Genomic DNA, 18776 nt, shown 5'->3' on the forward strand with positions numbered 1-18776 from the left:
CCGCACGCTACCGAAGCACAACTCGAGGACAACTCATTGCGCTGCGCTCACTGGCGCTTCATGGCGGGGTGGATGCGGGCCATGATCGAGCCCATCCAATCCGGTGGCGTTACCCGGATCAGTTCGGCCGAGATGCGGTTGGCAAGACCGGGGACGACGACGGCCTTGCCGGCTGCCAAACCGTCGATGCCGGCCTGCGCCACCTGATCGACGGACTTCCACATGATCTTGGGCAAGCTCTCGGTTTCCTGCTGGGTGAACCCGGCTACGTCGCCGAAGCTGGTGTCCACCGGTCCCGGGCTCAGCGCCGTCACCGAAACTCCGCTGCCGTGCAGTTCGCCGCGCAGGCTGTGGGTGTAGGACAACACGAACGCCTTGGCCGCACCGTAGGCCGCCTGCCCGGGCAGGGGGGCGAATCCGGCCACCGACGCCACGTTGAGCACCGCGCCTCGCCCGCGTTCGACCATGGCCGGCAGAAACCGGCTGCACAGGTCGACCACCGCGGCCACATCGACCTCGACCAGGTTGAGTTCCTGTTCGGGAACCGATTTCGCCACCGGACCCAGCGTCGACAGCCCCGCGTTGTTGATCAGGATGTCGGGCACCAGGCCCAGCGCCGCCACCCGGTCGACCAGGCCGGCGCGGTCGCTGCGCACAGACAGATCGGCGGGCAGCGGGTGGGTATCCGAACCCAACCGTCCCGCGAGGGCTTCGAGGCGGTCGGCGCTGCGGGCCACCAACACCACCTGGTAGCCACGCTGGGAAAGGATCCGGGCGAATTCCTCGCCGATGCCCGACGAGGCGCCGGTGACGATGGCGGCGCGGTCTTTTCCTGGTGGTGGGAGAGCCATAGGGTGACCGTACCGGGCCACTGGGCCGGATAGGGAAAGCCGCGGCAACTGGGCCGACTCGGGGCATTTGCCGGCCGGGGTTCCCGGTGGTGGCCCGGTGATCAGTCGCCGGCCGCAGCGGCCTCGGCGTGCCCCGCGAGGCGGTCCAGCGAAGCGCGCAGCTGCACGGTGGTGGTGGCCCGCGCCCGGGGGAACCGCGCCGGGTCGGACAGCTCCGTCCAGTCGTATGTGTGGGTGACCAGGGTGCGGGTACCGCTGATCGGGGTGAGCTCCCAGCGCCAAAGATGACCGGGCGGCGTTTTTCCGAGTTCTGATGGGCGCCAGGCGATCAACCGGGCCTCGGTGAACTCGACGATGTGGTTCTCGCGCACGCTGCCCAGGGTCAGCGTCATGCGGAAGACATCGCCGACCCGGTGTACCCGTTGTCCCGCGGCACAGTGGGCAAGATTGTCGTTGCCGTCCCAGTCGGGCTGGCGAGACGGGTCGGCGATCAGCTCGAATATTTGCGCCGCGCCGGCCGCAATTTCGCGGGTGGCACTCACCACACGTTCGGAGCGGTCGGGCAGCGGGGCGTCGGTATCAACCACCTACCCATCCAAACACTGCGCCGGCTCGGCGCGGGTACCGCGGCTGGCAATCGGTGAGGTGACTTTGGGCCGATCCTGGTGGGGACCTTTGGCCATCGACGAGCCGTTGTTTCGCTGAAATACTGATTGTTACCAGGGCAACCTGGTGGTCTGTCCGAAGTGCAGTAAGCCCATTTTTGGGCGAGGCCCGCAAGGGCCTGCTTGACCCACCGTCAGAAGACGGGGATCTGCCTTCGGGCAGACCTCTTATGTGCGAGCGCCCAGATATACGTCACTGCGACGAGCCGCGGCGTTTCCTGTACATCAGGTATGTGTCGCGACGGGCACCACCCGCGCCGAGCCGCACCCGCGGATGGTTCAGTCCACCACCGACAGCAGGTGCAGCAACATCCGGGCCGAGCTGACCGAAACCTCGTCGACGAACCGATTGAAATCCAGCCCGGAACCGGCGCCGGCGAGGTCGGAGAGCGCGCGGATGACCAGCCAGGGAATGGCAAAGGACTCGCATACTTGAGCCAGCGCACCGCCTTCCATCTCGATGGCCATGCCGGCAAAGTCGTTGTAGAGCTGGTCCCGGGTGCGCGCGGAATGCAGATACTGGTCGCCGGTGAGGATGGTTCCGTAGTTGATCCGCGGTGGGCGGGCTCCGCCCCCGGCGGCGGCCGACAGCGCTGGCAGGGTGAAGTCCTCGAGGCGGTGTTTGACCCGATCCAGCAGTTCCGGGTCCACCCGATAGCCCAGCTGTTCGGTGGGTTTGATGAACGGGACGTGGCCGGGCTGGTAGGGCTGCAGTCCGTCATCGGTGAGCAACCCACAATCATGCTGCACCACGCGATCGGCGATAACGATGTCGCCGATGGACAACGCCGGGTCCAGTCCTCCGGCGACCCCGGTGAAAATCACGGTGTGACAATCGAATCGGTCCGCTAGCAGGGTGGCGACCAGGCCGGCGTTTACTTTGCCCATTCCGGCCGCGGTCAGCACCACCCGCCGATCCCCCAGTTGACCGGCATAGAAACAAATTTGGGCGATCTCCTGTTGATCGGTGGCGACCAGATTGGTGCGCAGATAGGCCAATTCCTGCGGGATCGCGCAGATAACACCTATCGTCACCGTGAACCGTTGCCCTGCAAGTCAATCTCCCATCGCCGGCCAACTCCACCGGTGGCCCAAAAACCTGACCGCGATTGTAGCGACAGGCCAAAGCGGGCTCGGCCGGTCTATCAGGGCAGCGCGGCTACAAAGGTTTCGTTTGTCAGGCCGGCGGCGAGCTCGTCGACGTCGAACGGCCGGTCCAGGCGGGCCCGAAACTTCGCCACATCGACGAGCAGACTTATCTCGTAGGTCTAGCGAGCGAAGAACCGTCCGACAACGGGGTACAGCCGGCGCATCGTGGCCCGGCCCGCGGCGTTGCAGCTTGCCGCGCAGTAGCCGACGTGGGCCAATTCGTCGGTGAGTATCTCGCTGTAGAGGCGCTCGATCCGGGCCGCCACCGCCGGTTCGTCGGCGAACAGTTCGACTCCGGCGCGTCGCAGCTCGTCGAACATGATGCAACCCGCCATCTCGCCCGCGCCCACGATTGGGAATGCGAGTCGATCCGGCAGGAACACGCTCATCTTGACGAACTGGCGCACCAGCAACGGTGGCGCAATCACCTGGAACGGCAGACCAAACATGTCCAGCACGTACGCCAGCAGCCGAGTGTGATAGTGCTCCTCGAGTTCGACGTAGACCCGCTCCGGCGGCAGGTCGGCACCGCTGTTGACTCCGTAGGTTTCGCCCAGGTTCACCCCAAACCGCTCAGCCTGGTTCAGCTTGGCGGTGGCCAGCAAGAACAACATCGCCCGGTCGAGTCCCGGCTCGGGTCGACGCCGCCGCAGGTTGCGCAGGAACACCTGCCGATCGACGCGGCGCGCCGAGCGAATGGGCTCGGCTACTAGCGCTGCAAAGAACTCTTCCCGGGTGGCAAGCCGGCGATGCAACAGGTCCGCCTCGCCGTCGCGTCGGGCCAGATATTCGCGGTAGCCCTCGATACCTGAACTGCTCATCGTGCCTCCATTCCGTGAACAACGGTCGTTACGAAGCGGTTCAGTAACGCGGTCCGCGCGTCCGGCGTCGTCGCGCCGGTGGCCAGCAACGCGAACAAACCGGTCAGGAAGATCACCCCCAGCTCACCCGCGTCGGCATCCGGTGGGACCCGATCCGCCCGCTGCGCCTGCGCGATCGTCTCAATGACGAATTCGGCCAACGGGTGTTCGCCCAGCTGGTCCTCGACCGGCCGGGTTGGGGCAAAGTGCAATCCGAGCATGTCCCGGAACACAAGCGGGCCCAGCCGTCGCTCGACGGCAACCACCTGGTGCGCCAGCGAACTCAATACCGATACCAGGTCGGTGGAATCGGCGGTTGGATCGCGCAGCTTTGCCACAATGGCGAGTTCCTCGGCGCGCTCCAACTCCACCAAGACGTGCTCCTTGGTGGGGAAGTGGAAGTAGAACGTCCCCCGTGCCACCCCGGCCGCCGCGGCGATCGCCGCCACATCCGCGCCGGCTAATCCGCGCCGACCTATCTCGGCGACCGCGGCATCGAATACCCGCGCCCGGCTGCGCAGCCGCTGAGCCTCGCGCACCTTTTGCTGCGGCGAGTGCGGCGCGGTAGTCGACGCGGTCGAGCCCACACCGATACCGTACGAGCATTAACTGACACCTGTCAATGACGGATGTCAGCGAACTGTGGTGCGGGAGCCTCGCCGGAACTTCAGCAGGTAGCCGGGCAGCCGGCGGGCCGGGACCGGCCTCGGCCAGTCGTCGGCGCGAAAGTACGCGTCGGAACCGCCATCCACGAACACCACACTGCCGCAGAGGAAATCCGCAGAGTCGCTGAGCATGAAACATATCCAGTCGGCCATGTGGGTGACCTCGCCGAATCCACCGACCGGGATCGGGAACGACCGGACGGCCTTGGCCTGAGTCGGGTCCGACAGCTGTTCGGCCAGCAGCGGCGTCATGATCGCGCCGGGCGCCAGAGCGTTGAGCCGCACCCCCGATCCGGCCCACTCCGGCAGCACCGCCTGGCGCCGAACCCAATGGCTCACCGCGATTTTCGACGCCGCATACATCAGCGAAGGCGCGGCTCTACCGAACAACCGCACCGCGCGCACCGCCTTGTCGGCATCATGGTCGAGCAGCGCCCGCACGCTGCGCCGCGGCACCATCGGAACAGTCGTCATCGAATTACTTGCGATCACAACTGCTTTGGCCCGTTCGGCGGCAGCTAGAGCGGGCCGCCACGCCTGCAATAGCTCCACCACACCCAGGTAATTGACCTGGGCGATGCGATGCAACCGGCCCGGGCCCGGACTCGGCCCCAATCCCGCGGCCAGTACCGCGCCATCGAGCCTGCCGTCACAGGCCGCAATGACGTCGCTTGCGGCCCGTAACCGGCCCTGCTGTGTCGACAGATCGGCGACGACGTCGGCGCCATCGAGGTCGACGCCGATCACCCGATGGCCCGCTTCCCGAAGCCGACTCGCGGTCGCATTTCCCATCCCAGACGCCGATCCCGTGATCGCATAGGTCCCCATACCGACCTCCGTTCGTTGCTGAGCGCAGTATGCCTGCTCGCCGGCCCGCAGCGCTGTTAGGTTGCGAGGATGTCCGACGAATGGCCTGGCACCGATTTCGACCGGCTCGAGTCGGTCTACGGGCCGCTGACCGCATCGATCCGTCGCCTCATCGACGTCAGCATCCGCACCCAGGCGGATCCGGCGACGGTCACCGCTTCCATGGCCAAAATCGACAGTGCTGCCGAGGAATTGAGTGACGCGCTGCACCCGGGAGGGTTCGGCGTCCAGCTGACTCCGGAGGGTGAGGCCGTCGCGTGGGGCAATGTTGTGGTGGGTGTGCGCAACCCGGTCGCACCACCGTTGTCGATCCATCACGAACCCGACGGACTGGTGTGGTCGGAGTTCACCTTGGGCGCGGCTTACGAGGGGCCGCCAGGCCATGTGCACGGCGGCGTGTGCTCGATGATCCTCGATCATGTGCTGGGCGCGACGGCCCATCTGCCGCGCCGCCCCGCCTATACCGGGACGCTGACCTTACGCTACCGGCGCGGCACCGTGCTCGGACGGCCGCTACGCGCCGAGGGCCGCGTTGAACGTATCGAAGGGGTCAAGACGTTCTCGGTCGGCCACATCGCCGACGAAAGCGGCATAACGGTGGACGCCGAGGGGATATTCATCCAGTCCAAGCAGATCCGGGCCTGAGCGTCGCCGCGCCGAGCCGGTCCGTCATGTCACCATGGCGGCGCGCTCCAGGTCCAGCAGCTGCTCACCATGCAGTTCCTCGTCATAGGCCTTGCGCCCACCGCGCAGACCGAACAGCCGCTTGGAGATCAGCAGGTAGAGCACGGCGGCCACATTGATGCTGAAGGTGACCACCCGGGTCATGGTGATCCCCCTGGCCAGGTCGTGGATCTCCCGCGGCAGGAAGACCGAGGTTGCCACCACCGCGAAGTACTCGCCCCAGCGTTTGAGCAGCCACAGGCGCACCCCCTCGACCACCTGCAGGACGGCGTAGGCGGCGAGCATGAAGGTGATCAACGCGAGCGTCGATGGCTTTGCGGCCAGCGCCTTTTCCAGTTCCTGAACGACGAACATCTGATCGACCTTGAACCCGGCGGCGCGAAAGATCGGCAAATCCCGATCAAGGGTTGTCTGAATGGCTCCCCGCGCGCCGCGAAACTCCCATACCGCCCACGCCGCAAGCCCGAGCACCATCGCCCGAAACAGGCGTTCGACCGCCAACGTGCGAATGATGATGGCCTGACGCAGCGCCTTGCCACGCATGATCAACGGCGCGTCTTCCGGATGCCCGCGGCCACGCGGCGCACCGAGCGTGAAGTCACCACAGCGCAGACAGCGCCACACTTCACCCAACTCGGTGTCGGCGCTGAGCCGGTCCGCCAGTGCCCGGTCATCGTGTGCGTAGGTGGCATGACCGGTCACCGAGCAGACCAGCAGCTCCCAGCGATTCACACCATGATCTTCACGCTTGGTCACGAGCCGATCATTCAACGCGTTGCGCGAACCGTGCAAGCGGGCGCGCAGTGGCATTCCCTAGCCACCGACCAGCTTCGAAGTACGCCATGACCGAACGCAAAGATGGACAAGACATTTCCGAGACGGCCTGCGCTACCCGCTCGGCATCGCGTCTCGTCTTTGTCTCCACAGATCTCGTTTGCCCGCAACGTCATTGCCATGCCGTTGGTACAGCGCACGATATGGAAGTGGGTCGCGCGCGGAGGTAGCTGCGGGCGGCGAGATCGGCAGCCGCACCGGCCACCGGGTGTAGGCTCGTGACGACTATGGATGAGCCCCTGCGGTACGAGAAGCTCGACGGCGGTGTCGCTATCGTCACCAACACGGATGCGCCACGGAACCGGATAGGCCTGGCCTACGTTGAGCGGCTCAGCGAGGTGGTAGACGACATTGCCGCCGACGACGAGATCCGGGCCTTCGTCATCACCGCGGACGGTCTGGAGAACTTCTCCGTCGGGATGAATCTCAAGGAACTGCCAACCGGCATCCAGGCGGCGGGCAGCGTCGACGCGTTCTTCGATCGACGCCTCGATCTCATCCAGCGCATCGAGAACATGGGCAAGCCTTCCGTCGCCACGCTGTTCGGCCACTGCCTGGGAGCCGGCCTCGAACTCCCACTGGGCTGCACCTTCCGCCTCGCCGCCGAGGAAGGGGCGTCGATCGGGCTGCCGGAGTTGCACCTGGGTTCGACTCCTGCCTGGGGAGGCTCGGCTCGGTTGGCCAAGACCGTGGGGCGCCAGCATGCCCTCGGCATGGTCTTGCGGGCCAAGACCGTAACCGGGCCGCAGGCACATGCCATCGGTCTCGTCGATGAGGTGTGGCCACTCGACGAGCTGAAGGACCGAGCAACGCAGCTCGCCCTGGAGTTAGCGGGGCAACCCGCTCTTGCCGTGCGGGCCATGCTGGGAGCCTTTCATGACTGCGAGCACCGGACTTTGGACGATCTACTCGCCGCGGAGCGACGGGCCATCTACGCAACCTTGAGTTCCGATGATGCCCGCGAGGGGATGATGGCTTTTCTCGAGAAGCGCCCGCCGGTGTTCAACCGACCCAAACGGCCTCGGTGAGTCCGAAGCCGTTGCGCTGCTCACGCGGGCCAGCACCGTCGCCGTGAGCTCGGGCGGTCAGCCGGGCGCCTGCCAGGTGATCAGCACCCGCCCATAGAGCAAGCGCCGCACTCGGGCCCCGGGCAGCAGTTCCCGAACCAATTCGCGCAACTGTGAAAACGTCACCGGCGGTGGCCATTTGATGGCGGCGGTGTGGTCCCATTTCCGTCTGACTCGATTGGCGACGCCAGTAGCCAGCCACGCGGTGAGGTGCCACAGGACGTTTCGCGGGGACGGTCTGACAAAGGTCACCACCGCCAGCGTTCCGCCGGGCAACACCAGCTCCGCAAGCCGGATCAATGCCCCACGGGTGTCCTCGATGTGGTGCAACGACGCGCTGGCGAGCACCGCGTCGAAGCCGCGATGCGGTAGCTCGCCGGTCATGACGTCGCCGTGCACCCACCGGATGGAGGTGTCGGCGAATCGGTGTTCTGCGCGTCGCAGCACGTCCGCGTCGACGTCCAAAGCGGTGACATCGGGTACCCGGTCAACCAGCCGGGCCGACAGGAAGCCGTCCCCGCACCCGACGTCGAGAGCGGTTTGGGTACCCGGCGCGACGGTGGCAGCCAACAACGCGTCGTAATGAATGTTGATGTTCCACGGTTGTCCCGCCGGCACCTGTCGAAGGTAGCCTCAGCCGCCCTATTGTTGGCCATTGGGGCGGCCCGGGCCGCGTTGCCAGTTCGCGCGGGTTCGGGGAGTAGGTCGGCGGGGCCGAAGAAGATGGGGTAGCTGTGAGCCGGAACGTTCTGACCGTGATCGGGGTCGGCGGCATGGGGCAGGCGATCGCCCGGCGGCTCGGCTCGGGCAAGACGGTGCTGTTGGCCGACAATAACGCCGACACGTTGGCATCGGTAGCCAAATCCCTTGCCGCGGAGGGACATGACGTCAGGAGCCGCGGCGTGGATGTCTGCGCCGCGGAGTCGGTTCACGATCTCGCCCAGTACGCCGCCACCCTCGGTGCCGTCACACAATTGGCGCACACCGCGGGGTTGTCTCCGGCGCAAGCGTCAGCGCAGGCAATCCTGGCCGTCGACCTAGTCGGCGTTGCGCTGGTGCTGCAGGAGTTCGGCGCGGTGATCGCCCCAGGGGGCGCGGGTGTGATCATTGCCAGCATGGCGGGCCATCTGTTGCCGCCGCCCAGCGCCGAACAAGAACACGAGCTCGCCCACCGCCCGCCCGGACAGTTGCTCGAACTGGACTTCGTCGGCAGCATCGTGGAGCCGGCCTTCGCCTATCCGTTCGCTAAGCAGGCCAATAGCATTCGGGTCCGTGCGGCAAGCCGACAATGGGGGCAGCGGGAGGCACGAGTCAATTCGATCAGCCCCGGCATCATCTCGACACCCATGGGACAGCAGGAACTCGCCTCCCCGGTCGGCGATGGGATGCGGGCGATGATCGCCATGTCCGGGACCGGTCGAATCGGAACCCCCGACGACATCGCCGCAGCGGCGGCCTTCCTGCTGGGCCCCGAGGCAACATTCATCACCGGGGCGGATCTCCTGGTCGACGGCGGTGTCGTCGCCGCCATCAGGGCGAACGGCTAGCCGCACGAGCCAGACCGGGCAACCGGTCAGACCGTCATCTGGATGCTAGACCGTGGATGGCGCATCGAAGTTGTGCAGGTTCTGGTTTGTCCCCTCACTCACGGTCACGTAGCCGTTGCCGTCCGGGTGAAAGGTTATCGCTTCGCCCTGCGACTCATCCGGTGTCGGGCCGGCAACCGCCGGCTGCGCCAACGCCATCCAAATGTCTTGGGAAGGATCACGATTCCACAAGTAGACGTGGCCATAGGTGCGCACGGCCAGTTGCGTTCCGTCCGGCGATACATCGGCCCCGGTCACCAAGTAGCTAGAGCCGCTCGGCAATGCCAGCGTGCCCACGTCCTGCAGGGTGGTGGTGCTGCCGCTAGCCAGTCCAGTGGGCCCCGAATAGATCGCGGGATTGCCGCTCGAGGTCTTGTCAATGATGAGCATGCGTCCCGTGCGCGGGTCCACCATGAGCGCCTCCGCGTTGTGTGGGCCGTCGGGATATTTGAGATTGAGCGTGTCCACACCGGTCAGCGTGGTGGTGACGGGGTTGGCGGCGGTGCCGGTGACTATCGGCTCCGGTACCCGATAGACGGCTATTGCGCTGCGGGAGAGCCCATTATCGCCAATGTCGCCCAGGTAGAGGTAGGACTGGCCCGGCACCGGTCCGGGACCGATCGCGATGTCCTCCCAGTCGGATGCCTTCGCACCGCTGAGCGTGTAGGTGCCCAGCGTGGCCCCGCTCTTGGCATCGATGGCGAATACCCGCGCCGTATCCCCGGAATCGTTGTGCACCCAATAGATGTTCGGGTTGGCGACGCCGGACTCGATGCCGGATATCTCGTCGAGTGAGGCATTCGTAATGGGTCCGGCGTTGGACGCCACCAGGTCTCTCCCGGCGGCCGCGTCAACCGCGTTCTGGCCGGCCCCAGAGCCCGGGTCCGGCGGATTCCCGGGGTCACCCGGCGCACCGACATGCGCGCCCTGGGCACCATCGGAACCGGCGTGGCCGTAGAGCCGGCCGCCGTTGCCGGCGGCGCCGCCGGCCCCGGGGTCGACGCCCGACCCGCCGCTGCCCCCGTTTCCCCCGTCACCGATCCATTGGGCCGAGCCACCCGGGCCGCCCGGGCCGCCGGTTCCGCTGGTTCCACCGGAACCGCCCTGCCCGCCCAACCCGCCGTTACCGAACAACAGTCCGCCAGATCCGCCGCGGCCGCCCGCCTGCGCCAACGTCGTGCTCACCCCCGAACCGCCCTGCCCGCCCGCCCCACCGGTGCCGATCAACCCCGCATTACCGCCGTTGCCGCCGACCTGACCGGCGGCGCCGGACCCGCCGTCGCCGCCATTGCCGTACAACAATCCGCCGGGGCCGCCGTCGCGGCCGGTGCCCGGCGCACCATCGGCACCATCGCCAATGAGTTGGCGGCCCGTTAGCGCCTGGCTAGGCACATTGATCACGCCCAGCAGGTCCCGCTCGACGAGCTGTAGCGGCGAAATGCCGGCCTGCTCGGCGGCACCATACGCACCCCCGGCGCCACCCAACGCCTGCACGAATCGAGCGTGAAAGGCGGCCACCTGAACGCTGATCGCCTGGTACTGCCGCCCCTGGCCGGAAAGCAGCGTTGCGATGGCCGCCGAGACCTCATCACCGGCGGCCGCCAGCAGTGCGGTGGTGGAGCCGGCGGCCGCCACGTTGGCCGCACACACCGACGAGCCAACGCCCGCCAGATCGGCCGCGGCACTGGCGAGCAGGTCGGGGATCGCGACCAGATGCGACATCGATGTCCTTCCGCCACGGGACGACCGGTCATATAATCAATCGATTGATTGTAAGAGACGGCCTGGCTTTCAGGACGAGATTGCGAAGCCACTTGGTGGCAAGGTTGTGCTGAGTTGTCGAGGCGACCTGCCAGAGGAGGACGACCTTCAATGAGAAGCCGCGCGGCCATCCTTTATGGGTACGGTCACCCCTGGACCGTCGAAGAATTCGAGCTCGACCCGCCGCGCGCCGGCGAGGTGCTGCTGCAACTGAGCGCGACCGGACTGTGCCATTCCGATGAACACATCCGACGCGGCAACCTCGCGCCACCACCGGAGACACTGCGCTCTTTGGGGCTGCCGACCATGTCCCCGACCATCGGCGGCCATGAAGGATCCGGCGTCGTGCTCGAGGTCGGCGAGGGGGTGACCCGGTTCGCACCCGGCGACCATGTGGTGACGTCTTTCATCGCGGTGTGCGGCCAGTGCCGCTGGTGCGCAACGGGAATGGAATACCTATGCGATACCGGATACGGCACCTTGGCACCCGGAATGCCCACCGGCGGTACGTTCCGTCATCACAGCCTCGATGGACGCGACCTCGGCCACGTGTCCAAGATCGGCGCGTTCGCCGAACATACGGTGGTCTCGGCCGATTCGCTGGTCAAGATTGATCAGACGTTCCCGCTGGTGCCGGCAGCCCTGCTGGCCTGTGCGATACCGACCGGATATGGCTCGGCGGCACGACGCGCTCAGGTCCGCGGCGGCAACATCGCCGTGGTGATCGGCGCGGGCGGCATCGGAACAGCGGCCATCCAAGGCGCCCGTATCCAGGGAGCGACCCGCATCATCGCGGTCGATCCCGTTGAGTTCAAGCGCAAATCCGCGCTGACCTTTGGGGCCACTCATACCGCGGCGACCACGGACGAGGCCGTTGAGACGGTGCGCAAGCTAACTCGCGGCGTGATGGCGGATGTGGTCGTGGTATCCCCCGCCACGATCGGCCCGGCCGACGTCGCGGCGGCACTGTCGCTGACCCGCAAGGGCGGAACCTGCGTGCTCACCGGTCTGCCGGACCCCGCGATGCACTCCATCGCCGTCGGTCTTCAAGACTTCGTGCTGATGAATAAGACGCTGTGTGGCACGGTCTTTGGCTCGTGCAACCCAAAGAGTGACATTCCGCTGCTGGCCACGATGTACCAGTCGGGGCAGTTACTCTTGGACGAGATGATCACCAAGCGCTACTCGCTCGACAGCATCAACGACGCCTACGCCGATCTGGTTGCCGGCGAGTTGATCCGCGGGGTCATCGATTTCAGTCTGAGCTGACGCCGCGCTCCCCGGCCCGCCCCGTTGCGCCACCGGCGACACCCCCTTGTGGTGCAACCAGTCCCGTGGCCTGATCCGCCAGGTTCGGCGCGCGTATTCCAGCTCGGTGTACGGCCACTGGGTGACGATGCGCCCCGAAGGTGAGCGGAAGTAGCTCTGGCACTGAGTCCAGATCGTGCGTTCCAAATCCGCGGAGATCTCGTCGTTGTAGCGCCTTTCCGCCTCCGGACGGACATCGAGGTATCCACCGCGGCGCGCCAGCCGACTGGCCGCGCTGGCCACCAGGCGTGCGCCGGCCTCAAGTATGTAGACGATCGAGTTTCCGCCCTGGTTGGTGTTCGGACCGTAGAGCATGAAGAAGTTCGGAAAGCCGCCGACTGCCGCACCCAGGTAGGCGGCGGGGTCATCACCCCACCGCTCGTGTAGGGACTGCCCTCCGGTGCCGATCACCTCGATGCCCGACAGGTAGCGCGACGTCTCAAATCCCGTGGCCAGCACCACCGCATCGACGTCTACGACTTGCCCGGCAGTCGTGACGACCGAGGTCTCGGTGACTCGCTCGATGGGATCAGTAACGAGTTCGACGTGGTCGTGCTGTAGCGCCCGGTAGAAGTCATCACCCAGCAGCACTCGCTTACAACGGAACGGATAGCCGGGCGTCAGCGCACGGCGCAGCCGCTCATCGGCGACGACGCGCTCCAGGAAGGAGGTAGCGATCTGGGTGCGCGATGTCACCACCGGATCATCGGCGAAGGTAGCGGTGTTGTCATGCTGGAACTTCCAGATCTGCCAGCGGGTCCGCCGAATTGCCAGCGGGTTGCGCCGAAACTGCCTCAATTCGGTTGCGGTGTAGCGGCGATCGTCCTTGGGAACCATCCAAGGTGGGGTGCGCTGAAATACCGTCAGGCGCCCAGCGAGCTTCGCCAGTTCGGGGACGACCTGCACCCCGCTGGCCCCGGTGCCGATCACCGCCACCCGTTTTCCCGTCAAATCGACACGGTGATCCCAGCCGGCGGTGTGCATCAACGTGCCACCGAAATCGGTCAGCCCGGCGATGTCGGGCAGCTTGCGCGGCCCGAACAAGCCAGTCGCACACACCACCACGTCGGCGGTCAAGATAGCGGTCCCCCCCGGCCCGGTCCACCTGGCAGACCCACCCCCACGTGTCCTCGTCCCAGCGGATCGAGCGGACCATGGCGCTCAGCATCAGGTGGCGGCGTAGATCGAAATCGTCTACGACCGATTCCAAGTAAGCCAGGATCTCGGGTTGCCGAGCATAGGTGCGGCTCCAGAATTTGTTGGGCGCAAACGAAAATGAGTACAGATGACTCTGAATATCGCAGGCGGCTCCCGGATAGGTGTTGCGACGCCAGGTCCCCCCAACGCCGTCGGCGCCCTCGATAATCACCAAATCATCAATGCCCGCGCCGCGCAGCGCAACGGCGGCGGCGATGCCGCCAAAACCGGCCCCGATGATGACGACCCGTGGTGGGCGCCCACGCCGGGTCGCCGCCCGGAGCCGGCCCGCGAAGTACCGTAGCCGGGCCGCCGGCCGGGTCATCGTGGCACCTGCGCACCACGAATCGCCAGACCTTCCAGGTCCCCTTTGGCCCGCCATGTCTCGAGGATGTCGGCGTATTCGGTGGGAGCGCCGAAGAAGAAGCTGCCCTGGCGAGTCTTGGCATCCGCCTTCCCCTCGCGGTTGTAATAGCCGGGGGTGCAGGTCTTGGCCCGCTCGGCGGTCGCCGCCGAACGGGTCACCACCGCCTCGACCCAAGCGGCCTCGGCCTCCGGCGAGGCCTCAACCTCGCTCACCCCGTGCTCGAGCGCCCAGGCGATGATCCATGCGACATGACTGGCCTGTGCACATCGAGCAGATATGGAAAGTTCACCGTGAGGCCGGCCTGGGCGATGCTTTCGATGAAGCAGTTCGGGAAACCGTTGGCACACAGTCCCTGAAAGGTGCGCACACCGTCGCGCCACCGGTCGGTCAGGGTGATGCCGTCCCGGCCGATCAGTTCGAAGCCGGTGCGACGGCAGTAGTCGGTGCCAACTTCGAACCCCGTCACAAAGATCAGGCAATCCAGCTCGTAGGCCACCGAGTCGACCACCACGCCGGACTCGATGATGCGCTCTACGCCGCGCCCCTTCGGTATCGACCAGCGTGACGTTGTCGCGGTTGAAGGTCTGCAGGTATTCGTCATGGAAGCACGGCCGTTTGCAGAAGTATCCGTACCACGGCTTGAGTGCTTGCGCGGTGGCACGATCGGTCACCAGCTGATCGACCCGCGCCCTGATCTCCTCCATCTTGGCGAAGTCGGCGAACTCGATTTCCCGCGAGCGTTTCTCCGGGTCCGTCGTGCCGGCGCTGTCGTGACGCATCACGGGAAGCTTGCGGGTAATGCTCGTCCAGGCATCAGCGACCAGATCTTCGGATGCCTGCCCTCCGGCGGTCAGAACTTGAAAGTTCGTGATGCGTCTGCGCTGCCAGCCCGGCTGTAATGTGGCAGCCCACTCGGTATCCGTGGGTTCATTGGCGCGCACATCCACCGACGAAGGCGTGCGCTGAAACACGTAGAGCTGCTGGGCCGCCGCCGCCACGTGGGGCACGCACTGCACTGCCGTCGCGCCCGTGCCGATGATGCCGACCCGCTTGTCGGCCAGATTCTGCAAGCCCTGGCCGGTGTAGCCGTAGTCCCACCGGCTGGTGTGGAACGTCTTGCCACCAAAGCTGGCGATCCCGGCGATCCCGGGCAGCTTGGGCTTGGCCTGATATCCGTTGGCCACCGATACGAATCTCGCCCGGATCCGGTCCCCGTGATTGGTCCGAATGATCCAGCGGGATATGTCCGCATCCCAGCGGATTTCGTGGACGTCGGTCTGTAGGCAGGCATCTCGGTACAGGTCGTACTTCGCAGCGATGCGCTGACAGTGCGCAAAGATCTCGGCGCCCTTGGCGTACTTTTCGGTCGGAATGTAGCCAAGCTCCTCGAGCAGCGGCATGTACACATACGACTCGACATCGCACGCGATCCCCGGATACCGATTCCAGTACCAGGTACCCCCAACGTCGGCCGCGCGGTCGATCAGCCGCACACTTTGCACACCGAGTTGGCGCAGCCGTGCACCGGTCAGCAGACCGCCGAAGCCGGCCCCGATGATCGCCACGTCCACCTCGTCGGTCAGGGGTTCGCGCGCGAATTCTTCATCCGCCCAGGGATCCTCGCCAAATCGGGAGAACTCACCCGCGATTTCCACGTACTGCGCGATCCCGTCGGGACGCAGCCGCTTCGTCCGCTCTTCGGCGTACTTCTGGCGCAACACATCAACGTCGAACGCGCACCCGACGGTTTCAGTCAAGGTCTCAACTCCGCTCTACGCGAGATGACCCTATAAGTGATCGCTTGATCATATCAAGCGATCACCACGTATTCGAGGCCCCACAAATCGCCAGTTCGGCCATCAGCAGCGAAACAGCGTGCCCCTGATCAAACCCTTGGCCGCGCTCAGCGCGGCGTGGAATTGGTCCAGTGGCAGGGTGGCCGCCATTTCGGTCAGACCGTAGATGAGCGCATAGATCGCCTCTATCGCACCGACCGTATCGGCCTGCTCGGCAAGCTCACCCCGGCGCCGGGCATCCTCGACCAGGCCCCTGATTATTTCTCGAAACGCGGTGAACCCGACTTCGCCGAGTTGGCCGCTCCCCTCCTGGGCGTCCACAGCGATGCCGTCTTCGGCCCGGATGGCGAACTCGAAGGCGGCCAGTTGCGGGTATTCCCGGATCAACTCGCCGCACTCGTCGAGCACCGCTTCGATGCGATCAACGATGTTGCCGCCGCCTTCGGCGGCCCGCCGCAGTCGCGGCATCGCCGCATCGGCCCTGGCCGCGATCGTCTCCTTGATCAGCTCGGACTTGTTCGGAAAGTAGTTGTACAAGCTGGCACTGGTCACATTCGCGGTGCGAGCGATCTCGCGGATGGTGGCTCGCGCATATCCCACTTTGCTGACACGCTGCATCGTCGCGACGATGATCCGCTGACGGGTTTCCTCGCCACTGGCGCCCACCGGGCGGCCCAGCTGCGTGCGGGTCATTGCGGTCGGATCCTCACCAACGGGTCTTGCATATTCATCGGCCGTGGGCGCATTGCGGGCATAGTCGAATATATTCGAATGATCATGACTTCCGGCGTCCGCGGGGCCGCGGTGAGTGATCGACAGCCCGATTGCGAGTGCCGCCTGACATGACCGTCCCCACCTTCTCGACGAGATCCCAGCTCGGCCGGCCGGTGGGCGCGCGCGGCGAACAAACCCGTCAACGGATCATCACCGCGGCAATGCGTTGTGTGGCCGAGGCCGGCCCCGCCCAGGCGTCGATCCGCGAGATCGCCAAGGCGGCCGACATGACCAGCGGCAGCTTGTACCACTACTTTCCGAACAAGTCGGAGCTACTCAATGCCACCGCCACGGAGATCGAAGAGATCGTCTTGCCCCGGCTCCATGCCGCCGCGGCCTCTTCCGATGACATCGTCGACCGGCTCGACGCGGTGTTGGATGAGTCGAAACGGTTGATGCGCGACTATCCCTACCTGGCCGGGTTCCTACGAGCGGTGCGCGCCGAGAATGCCGACCAGACCGGTGGCGGCCGCCGAACCTACCCGGGCTCCAAGGCCCTTCGCGACGTCATCACCGAAATCGTCGACGACGCCCGGGGGCGGGGCGTGCTGTCCGCCGGCATCGCCCCCGGCGCCGCGGTGGACGCCATCTGCGCACTGACGCGCGGCCTCACCGAGCAAGCGGCGAATCTGGGTCCGCAGTCCTACGACGTCACACTCGACTCGGCCAAGCAACTGCTCCGAGGATCACTGTTCGCGGGAGCCAAACCAACGGCCACGCACCGAACATGAGTTTGCTGACCGCGTTGCGGCTGAACATGACCAACATCGCCGATCCGGCGGCAGACCACGCCCAGCGCTATCGCGCCGCGCTCGACATGGCCGAATATGCCGACCACCACGGGTTCACCGCGGTCAGCGCCGAAGAACATCACTTGGCCGCGACCGGCTGGCTGCCGTCGCCGCTGATTCTGGCCGCCGCGGTGGCCGGACGCACCCGAAACGTGCGCATCAGCATCAATGCTCTGATCGTCCCGCTCTACGATCCGGTTCGGCCCGCCGAAGACATCGCCGTGCTCGACAACCTGTCCCAGGGCCGCTTCAGCTTCGTGGCCGGCATGGGCTACCGGCCCCAGGAGTACCACGCCGCCGGCAAGGACTGGTCGCGCCGGGGTGCCCTGATGGACCACTGCCTTTCGGTGCTGTTGCAGGCGTGGGGCGATGATCCGTTCGAATACGATGGCCGGCTGATCAATGTCACCCCCAACCCGCGGACCCATCCACACCCGATCCTTTTCGTCGGCGGGATGAGCGTTGCGGCGGCCCGCCGGGCCGCGCGCTTCAGCTTGCCGTTCTCCCCACCGATGGCGATGCCCGAACTCGAGGCCGTATACCACCAGGAGCTGGCCCGCCGTAACAAGCGGGGATTCGTCTACCACCCCGAAAACGGCAGCACCGTAACGCTATTGCACGCCGACCCCGACGAAGCCTGGTCCCGGTTCGGCGGTTTCATCATGAACGAGGCCACCGAGTACAGCGGTTGGAAGCGCGCCGATGTCCCCCGCCCCAACGAAGCACCGGCGGCTTCGATCGCCGAGCTGCGCGGCCTCGACAACGTGCAGATCCTCACTCCCGACCAACTGGTCGGCCAGCTGCAACGAGGCAGAAAGGAAGTCGTGATGAACCCGCTCATCGGAGGGCTGCCTGTCGAGGTCGGCTGGAGCAGCCTGAGGCTGCTGGCAGAAGAGGTGCTACCCGCGTAGCCGACATTCCCGACTCCGCCACCACGAAGCCCTGACCCCTGGCCCGCCTACCCGAGAACAAGGATGGTTCATCATGCTCCTGCCCCTGTCAGCGCAGCCCTACACGGCACCTACCGACCGCGACATGCTGCCGTCCGAGCGCCGCGAGTTCGTCCGCACCCACCGCACGTGTGTGTTTGGATACCGTCGGCGCAACGACGGCCCGGGGATGTCGATCGTCTACTACATCCCCACCGATGACGACGAACTGTTGGTGGCCACCATGGCCGGGCGCGGCAAAGCCAGAGTCGTCGAGCGCGACGGCAAGGTCAGCTTGTGCGTCCTCGACGAGCGTTGGCCGTTCACCTATTTGCAGGTCTACGCCGACGCGATGCTAGATCCGGACCGTGAGCTGGCGGTCGACGTCATGATGGCCGTTGCCGGCCGGATGTCGGGGCAACCGCTCGACGCCCAGGCGCGCCCGAGCGTCGAGGCGATGTGCGAACGCGAGAACCGCGTCGTGATCCGCTGCCGGCCGTACTCCACCTTCGCGACGCCGCCACGACACCTGCACCGAAACGACCAGGTGGAGCAACTGACGCACTGGGTGTCGGGAGTCGTGCCCTGGGACGCCGCGGACCCCGCGTCATCACGGTGAGTGACG

Annotated in this window: 16 protein-coding genes and 3 pseudogenes; 7 read left to right on the forward strand and 12 right to left on the reverse strand. The window is 66.0% G+C overall.

Translation table 11 applies throughout. The features are described from left to right. Positions 1–47: 47 nt before the first annotated feature. From MPSD_RS26415 to MPSD_RS26440, 6 genes and pseudogenes are all read right to left on the reverse strand, one after another. On the reverse strand, positions 48–851 hold the full coding sequence (locus MPSD_RS26415) for an SDR family NAD(P)-dependent oxidoreductase (RefSeq protein WP_012392248.1): 804 nt from the start codon (positions 849–851) through the stop codon (positions 48–50). A 101-nt stretch (positions 852–952) separates the two neighbouring features. After that, the gene (locus tag MPSD_RS26420; protein ID WP_011742353.1) at positions 953–1438 is read right to left on the reverse strand and encodes an SRPBCC family protein; all 486 of its coding nucleotides are present in this window, start codon (positions 1436–1438) and stop codon (positions 953–955) included. A 357-nt stretch (positions 1439–1795) separates the two neighbouring features. After that, on the reverse strand, positions 1796–2551 hold the full coding sequence (locus tag MPSD_RS26425) for a 5'-methylthioadenosine/adenosylhomocysteine nucleosidase (RefSeq protein ID WP_020785657.1): 756 nt from the start codon (positions 2549–2551) through the stop codon (positions 1796–1798). Between the two features lie 110 nt (positions 2552–2661). After that, positions 2662–3486 (reverse strand): annotated as a pseudogene (locus tag MPSD_RS26430) (hypothetical protein). Next, on the reverse strand, positions 3483–4112 hold the full coding sequence (locus MPSD_RS26435; RefSeq protein WP_020785655.1) for a TetR/AcrR family transcriptional regulator: 630 nt from the start codon (positions 4110–4112) through the stop codon (positions 3483–3485). Before MPSD_RS26435 ends, MPSD_RS26430 begins: the two are co-directional and overlap by 4 nt. A 45-nt stretch (positions 4113–4157) precedes the next feature. Then, positions 4158–5018 carry an SDR family oxidoreductase gene (locus tag MPSD_RS26440; protein WP_020785654.1) on the reverse strand — a complete coding sequence of 287 codons (861 nt, stop codon included), beginning with the start codon at positions 5016–5018 and terminating at the stop codon, positions 4158–4160. Positions 5019–5087: 69 nt separating this feature from the next. Between MPSD_RS26440 and MPSD_RS26445 the strand changes: the two genes are divergently transcribed. Then, complete coding sequence (locus MPSD_RS26445) at positions 5088–5702, forward strand: PaaI family thioesterase (protein ID WP_020785653.1); 615 nt, start codon at positions 5088–5090, stop codon at positions 5700–5702. Between the two features lie 24 nt (positions 5703–5726). Here the strand turns inward: MPSD_RS26445 and MPSD_RS26450 are convergent, their stop codons facing one another. Further along, a complete protein-coding gene (locus tag MPSD_RS26450; RefSeq protein WP_086085081.1) occupies positions 5727–6497 on the reverse strand; it encodes a DUF2127 domain-containing protein in 771 nt (256 codons plus the stop codon). Between the two features lie 305 nt (positions 6498–6802). Here MPSD_RS26450 and MPSD_RS26455 point away from each other — a divergent pair, with 305 nt between their 5' ends. Next, positions 6803–7603: an enoyl-CoA hydratase/isomerase family protein gene (locus MPSD_RS26455; RefSeq protein ID WP_020785651.1), complete on the forward strand. Its 801-nt coding sequence runs from the start codon at positions 6803–6805 to the stop codon at positions 7601–7603. 57 nt (positions 7604–7660) lie between these two features. On the opposite strand, the gene MPSD_RS26460 is transcribed toward MPSD_RS26455, so the two are convergent. Next, positions 7661–8260: a class I SAM-dependent methyltransferase gene (locus MPSD_RS26460; RefSeq protein ID WP_020785650.1), complete on the reverse strand. Its 600-nt coding sequence runs from the start codon at positions 8258–8260 to the stop codon at positions 7661–7663. Between the two features lie 116 nt (positions 8261–8376). Here MPSD_RS26460 and MPSD_RS26465 point away from each other — a divergent pair, with 116 nt between their 5' ends. After that, a complete protein-coding gene (locus MPSD_RS26465) occupies positions 8377–9189 on the forward strand; it encodes an SDR family oxidoreductase (RefSeq protein ID WP_036426166.1) in 813 nt (270 codons plus the stop codon). Positions 9190–9234: 45 nt separating this feature from the next. On the opposite strand, the gene MPSD_RS30355 is transcribed toward MPSD_RS26465, so the two are convergent. Continuing rightward, positions 9235–10950: a PE family protein gene (locus MPSD_RS30355; RefSeq protein ID WP_086085075.1), complete on the reverse strand. Its 1716-nt coding sequence runs from the start codon at positions 10948–10950 to the stop codon at positions 9235–9237. Between the two features lie 150 nt (positions 10951–11100). On the opposite strand from MPSD_RS30355, the gene MPSD_RS26475 reads away from it, so the two are divergent. After that, entirely contained in the window at positions 11101–12258 is a 1158-nt protein-coding gene (locus tag MPSD_RS26475; RefSeq protein ID WP_020785647.1) for a Zn-dependent alcohol dehydrogenase, read from the forward strand. On the opposite strand, the pseudogene MPSD_RS26480 reads toward MPSD_RS26475, so the two are convergent. The 3 genes and pseudogenes from MPSD_RS26480 to MPSD_RS26490 all read right to left on the reverse strand — a co-directional run bounded on the left by MPSD_RS26480 (position 12142) and on the right by MPSD_RS26490 (position 16350). Next, positions 12142–13819 (reverse strand): annotated as a pseudogene (locus tag MPSD_RS26480) (flavin-containing monooxygenase). The gene MPSD_RS26475 and the pseudogene MPSD_RS26480 sit on opposite strands and share 117 nt — an antisense overlap. Then, positions 13816–15618, reverse strand: a pseudogene (locus MPSD_RS26485) (flavin-containing monooxygenase). Before MPSD_RS26485 ends, MPSD_RS26480 begins: the two co-directional pseudogenes overlap by 4 nt. 102 nt (positions 15619–15720) lie before the next feature. Further along, complete coding sequence (locus tag MPSD_RS26490; RefSeq protein WP_086085076.1) at positions 15721–16350, reverse strand: TetR/AcrR family transcriptional regulator; 630 nt, start codon at positions 16348–16350, stop codon at positions 15721–15723. 149 nt (positions 16351–16499) lie between these two features. Here MPSD_RS26490 and MPSD_RS26495 point away from each other — a divergent pair, with 149 nt between their 5' ends. The 3 genes from MPSD_RS26495 to MPSD_RS26505 all read left to right on the forward strand — a co-directional run bounded on the left by MPSD_RS26495 (position 16500) and on the right by MPSD_RS26505 (position 18770). Further along, the gene (locus MPSD_RS26495; RefSeq protein WP_020727713.1) at positions 16500–17162 is read left to right on the forward strand and encodes a TetR/AcrR family transcriptional regulator; all 663 of its coding nucleotides are present in this window, start codon (positions 16500–16502) and stop codon (positions 17160–17162) included. Continuing rightward, a complete protein-coding gene (locus MPSD_RS26500; protein ID WP_106407422.1) occupies positions 17159–18133 on the forward strand; it encodes an LLM class flavin-dependent oxidoreductase in 975 nt (324 codons plus the stop codon). Before MPSD_RS26495 ends, MPSD_RS26500 begins: the two co-directional genes overlap by 4 nt. A gap of 73 nt (positions 18134–18206) precedes the next feature. Next, positions 18207–18770: a pyridoxamine 5'-phosphate oxidase family protein gene (locus MPSD_RS26505; RefSeq protein WP_015354048.1), complete on the forward strand. Its 564-nt coding sequence runs from the start codon at positions 18207–18209 to the stop codon at positions 18768–18770. Positions 18771–18776: the final 6 nt, after the last annotated feature.

It is taken from the genome of Mycobacterium pseudoshottsii JCM 15466, assembly GCF_003584745.1.
GTDB lineage: Bacteria > Actinomycetota > Actinomycetes > Mycobacteriales > Mycobacteriaceae > Mycobacterium > Mycobacterium marinum.

Excerpts from the sequence above, each read along its gene's own strand:
- MPSD_RS26415 (WP_012392248.1), bottom strand. The coding sequence starts at position 851 with ATGGCTCTCCCACCACCAGGAAAAGACCGCGCCGCCATCGTCACCGGC.
- MPSD_RS26440 (WP_020785654.1), bottom strand. The coding sequence starts at position 5,018 with ATGGGGACCTATGCGATCACGGGATCGGCGTCTGGGATGGGAAATGCG.
- MPSD_RS26445 (WP_020785653.1), top strand. The coding sequence starts at position 5,088 with ATGTCCGACGAATGGCCTGGCACCGATTTCGACCGGCTCGAGTCGGTC.
- MPSD_RS26455 (WP_020785651.1), top strand. The coding sequence starts at position 6,803 with ATGGATGAGCCCCTGCGGTACGAGAAGCTCGACGGCGGTGTCGCTATC.
- MPSD_RS30355 (WP_086085075.1), bottom strand. The coding sequence starts at position 10,950 with ATGTCGCATCTGGTCGCGATCCCCGACCTGCTCGCCAGTGCCGCGGCC.
- MPSD_RS26475 (WP_020785647.1), top strand. The coding sequence starts at position 11,101 with ATGAGAAGCCGCGCGGCCATCCTTTATGGGTACGGTCACCCCTGGACC.
- MPSD_RS26490 (WP_086085076.1), bottom strand. The coding sequence starts at position 16,350 with ATGACCCGCACGCAGCTGGGCCGCCCGGTGGGCGCCAGTGGCGAGGAA.
- MPSD_RS26495 (WP_020727713.1), top strand. The coding sequence starts at position 16,500 with ATGACCGTCCCCACCTTCTCGACGAGATCCCAGCTCGGCCGGCCGGTG.
- MPSD_RS26500 (WP_106407422.1), top strand. The coding sequence starts at position 17,159 with ATGAGTTTGCTGACCGCGTTGCGGCTGAACATGACCAACATCGCCGAT.
- MPSD_RS26505 (WP_015354048.1), top strand. The coding sequence starts at position 18,207 with ATGCTCCTGCCCCTGTCAGCGCAGCCCTACACGGCACCTACCGACCGC.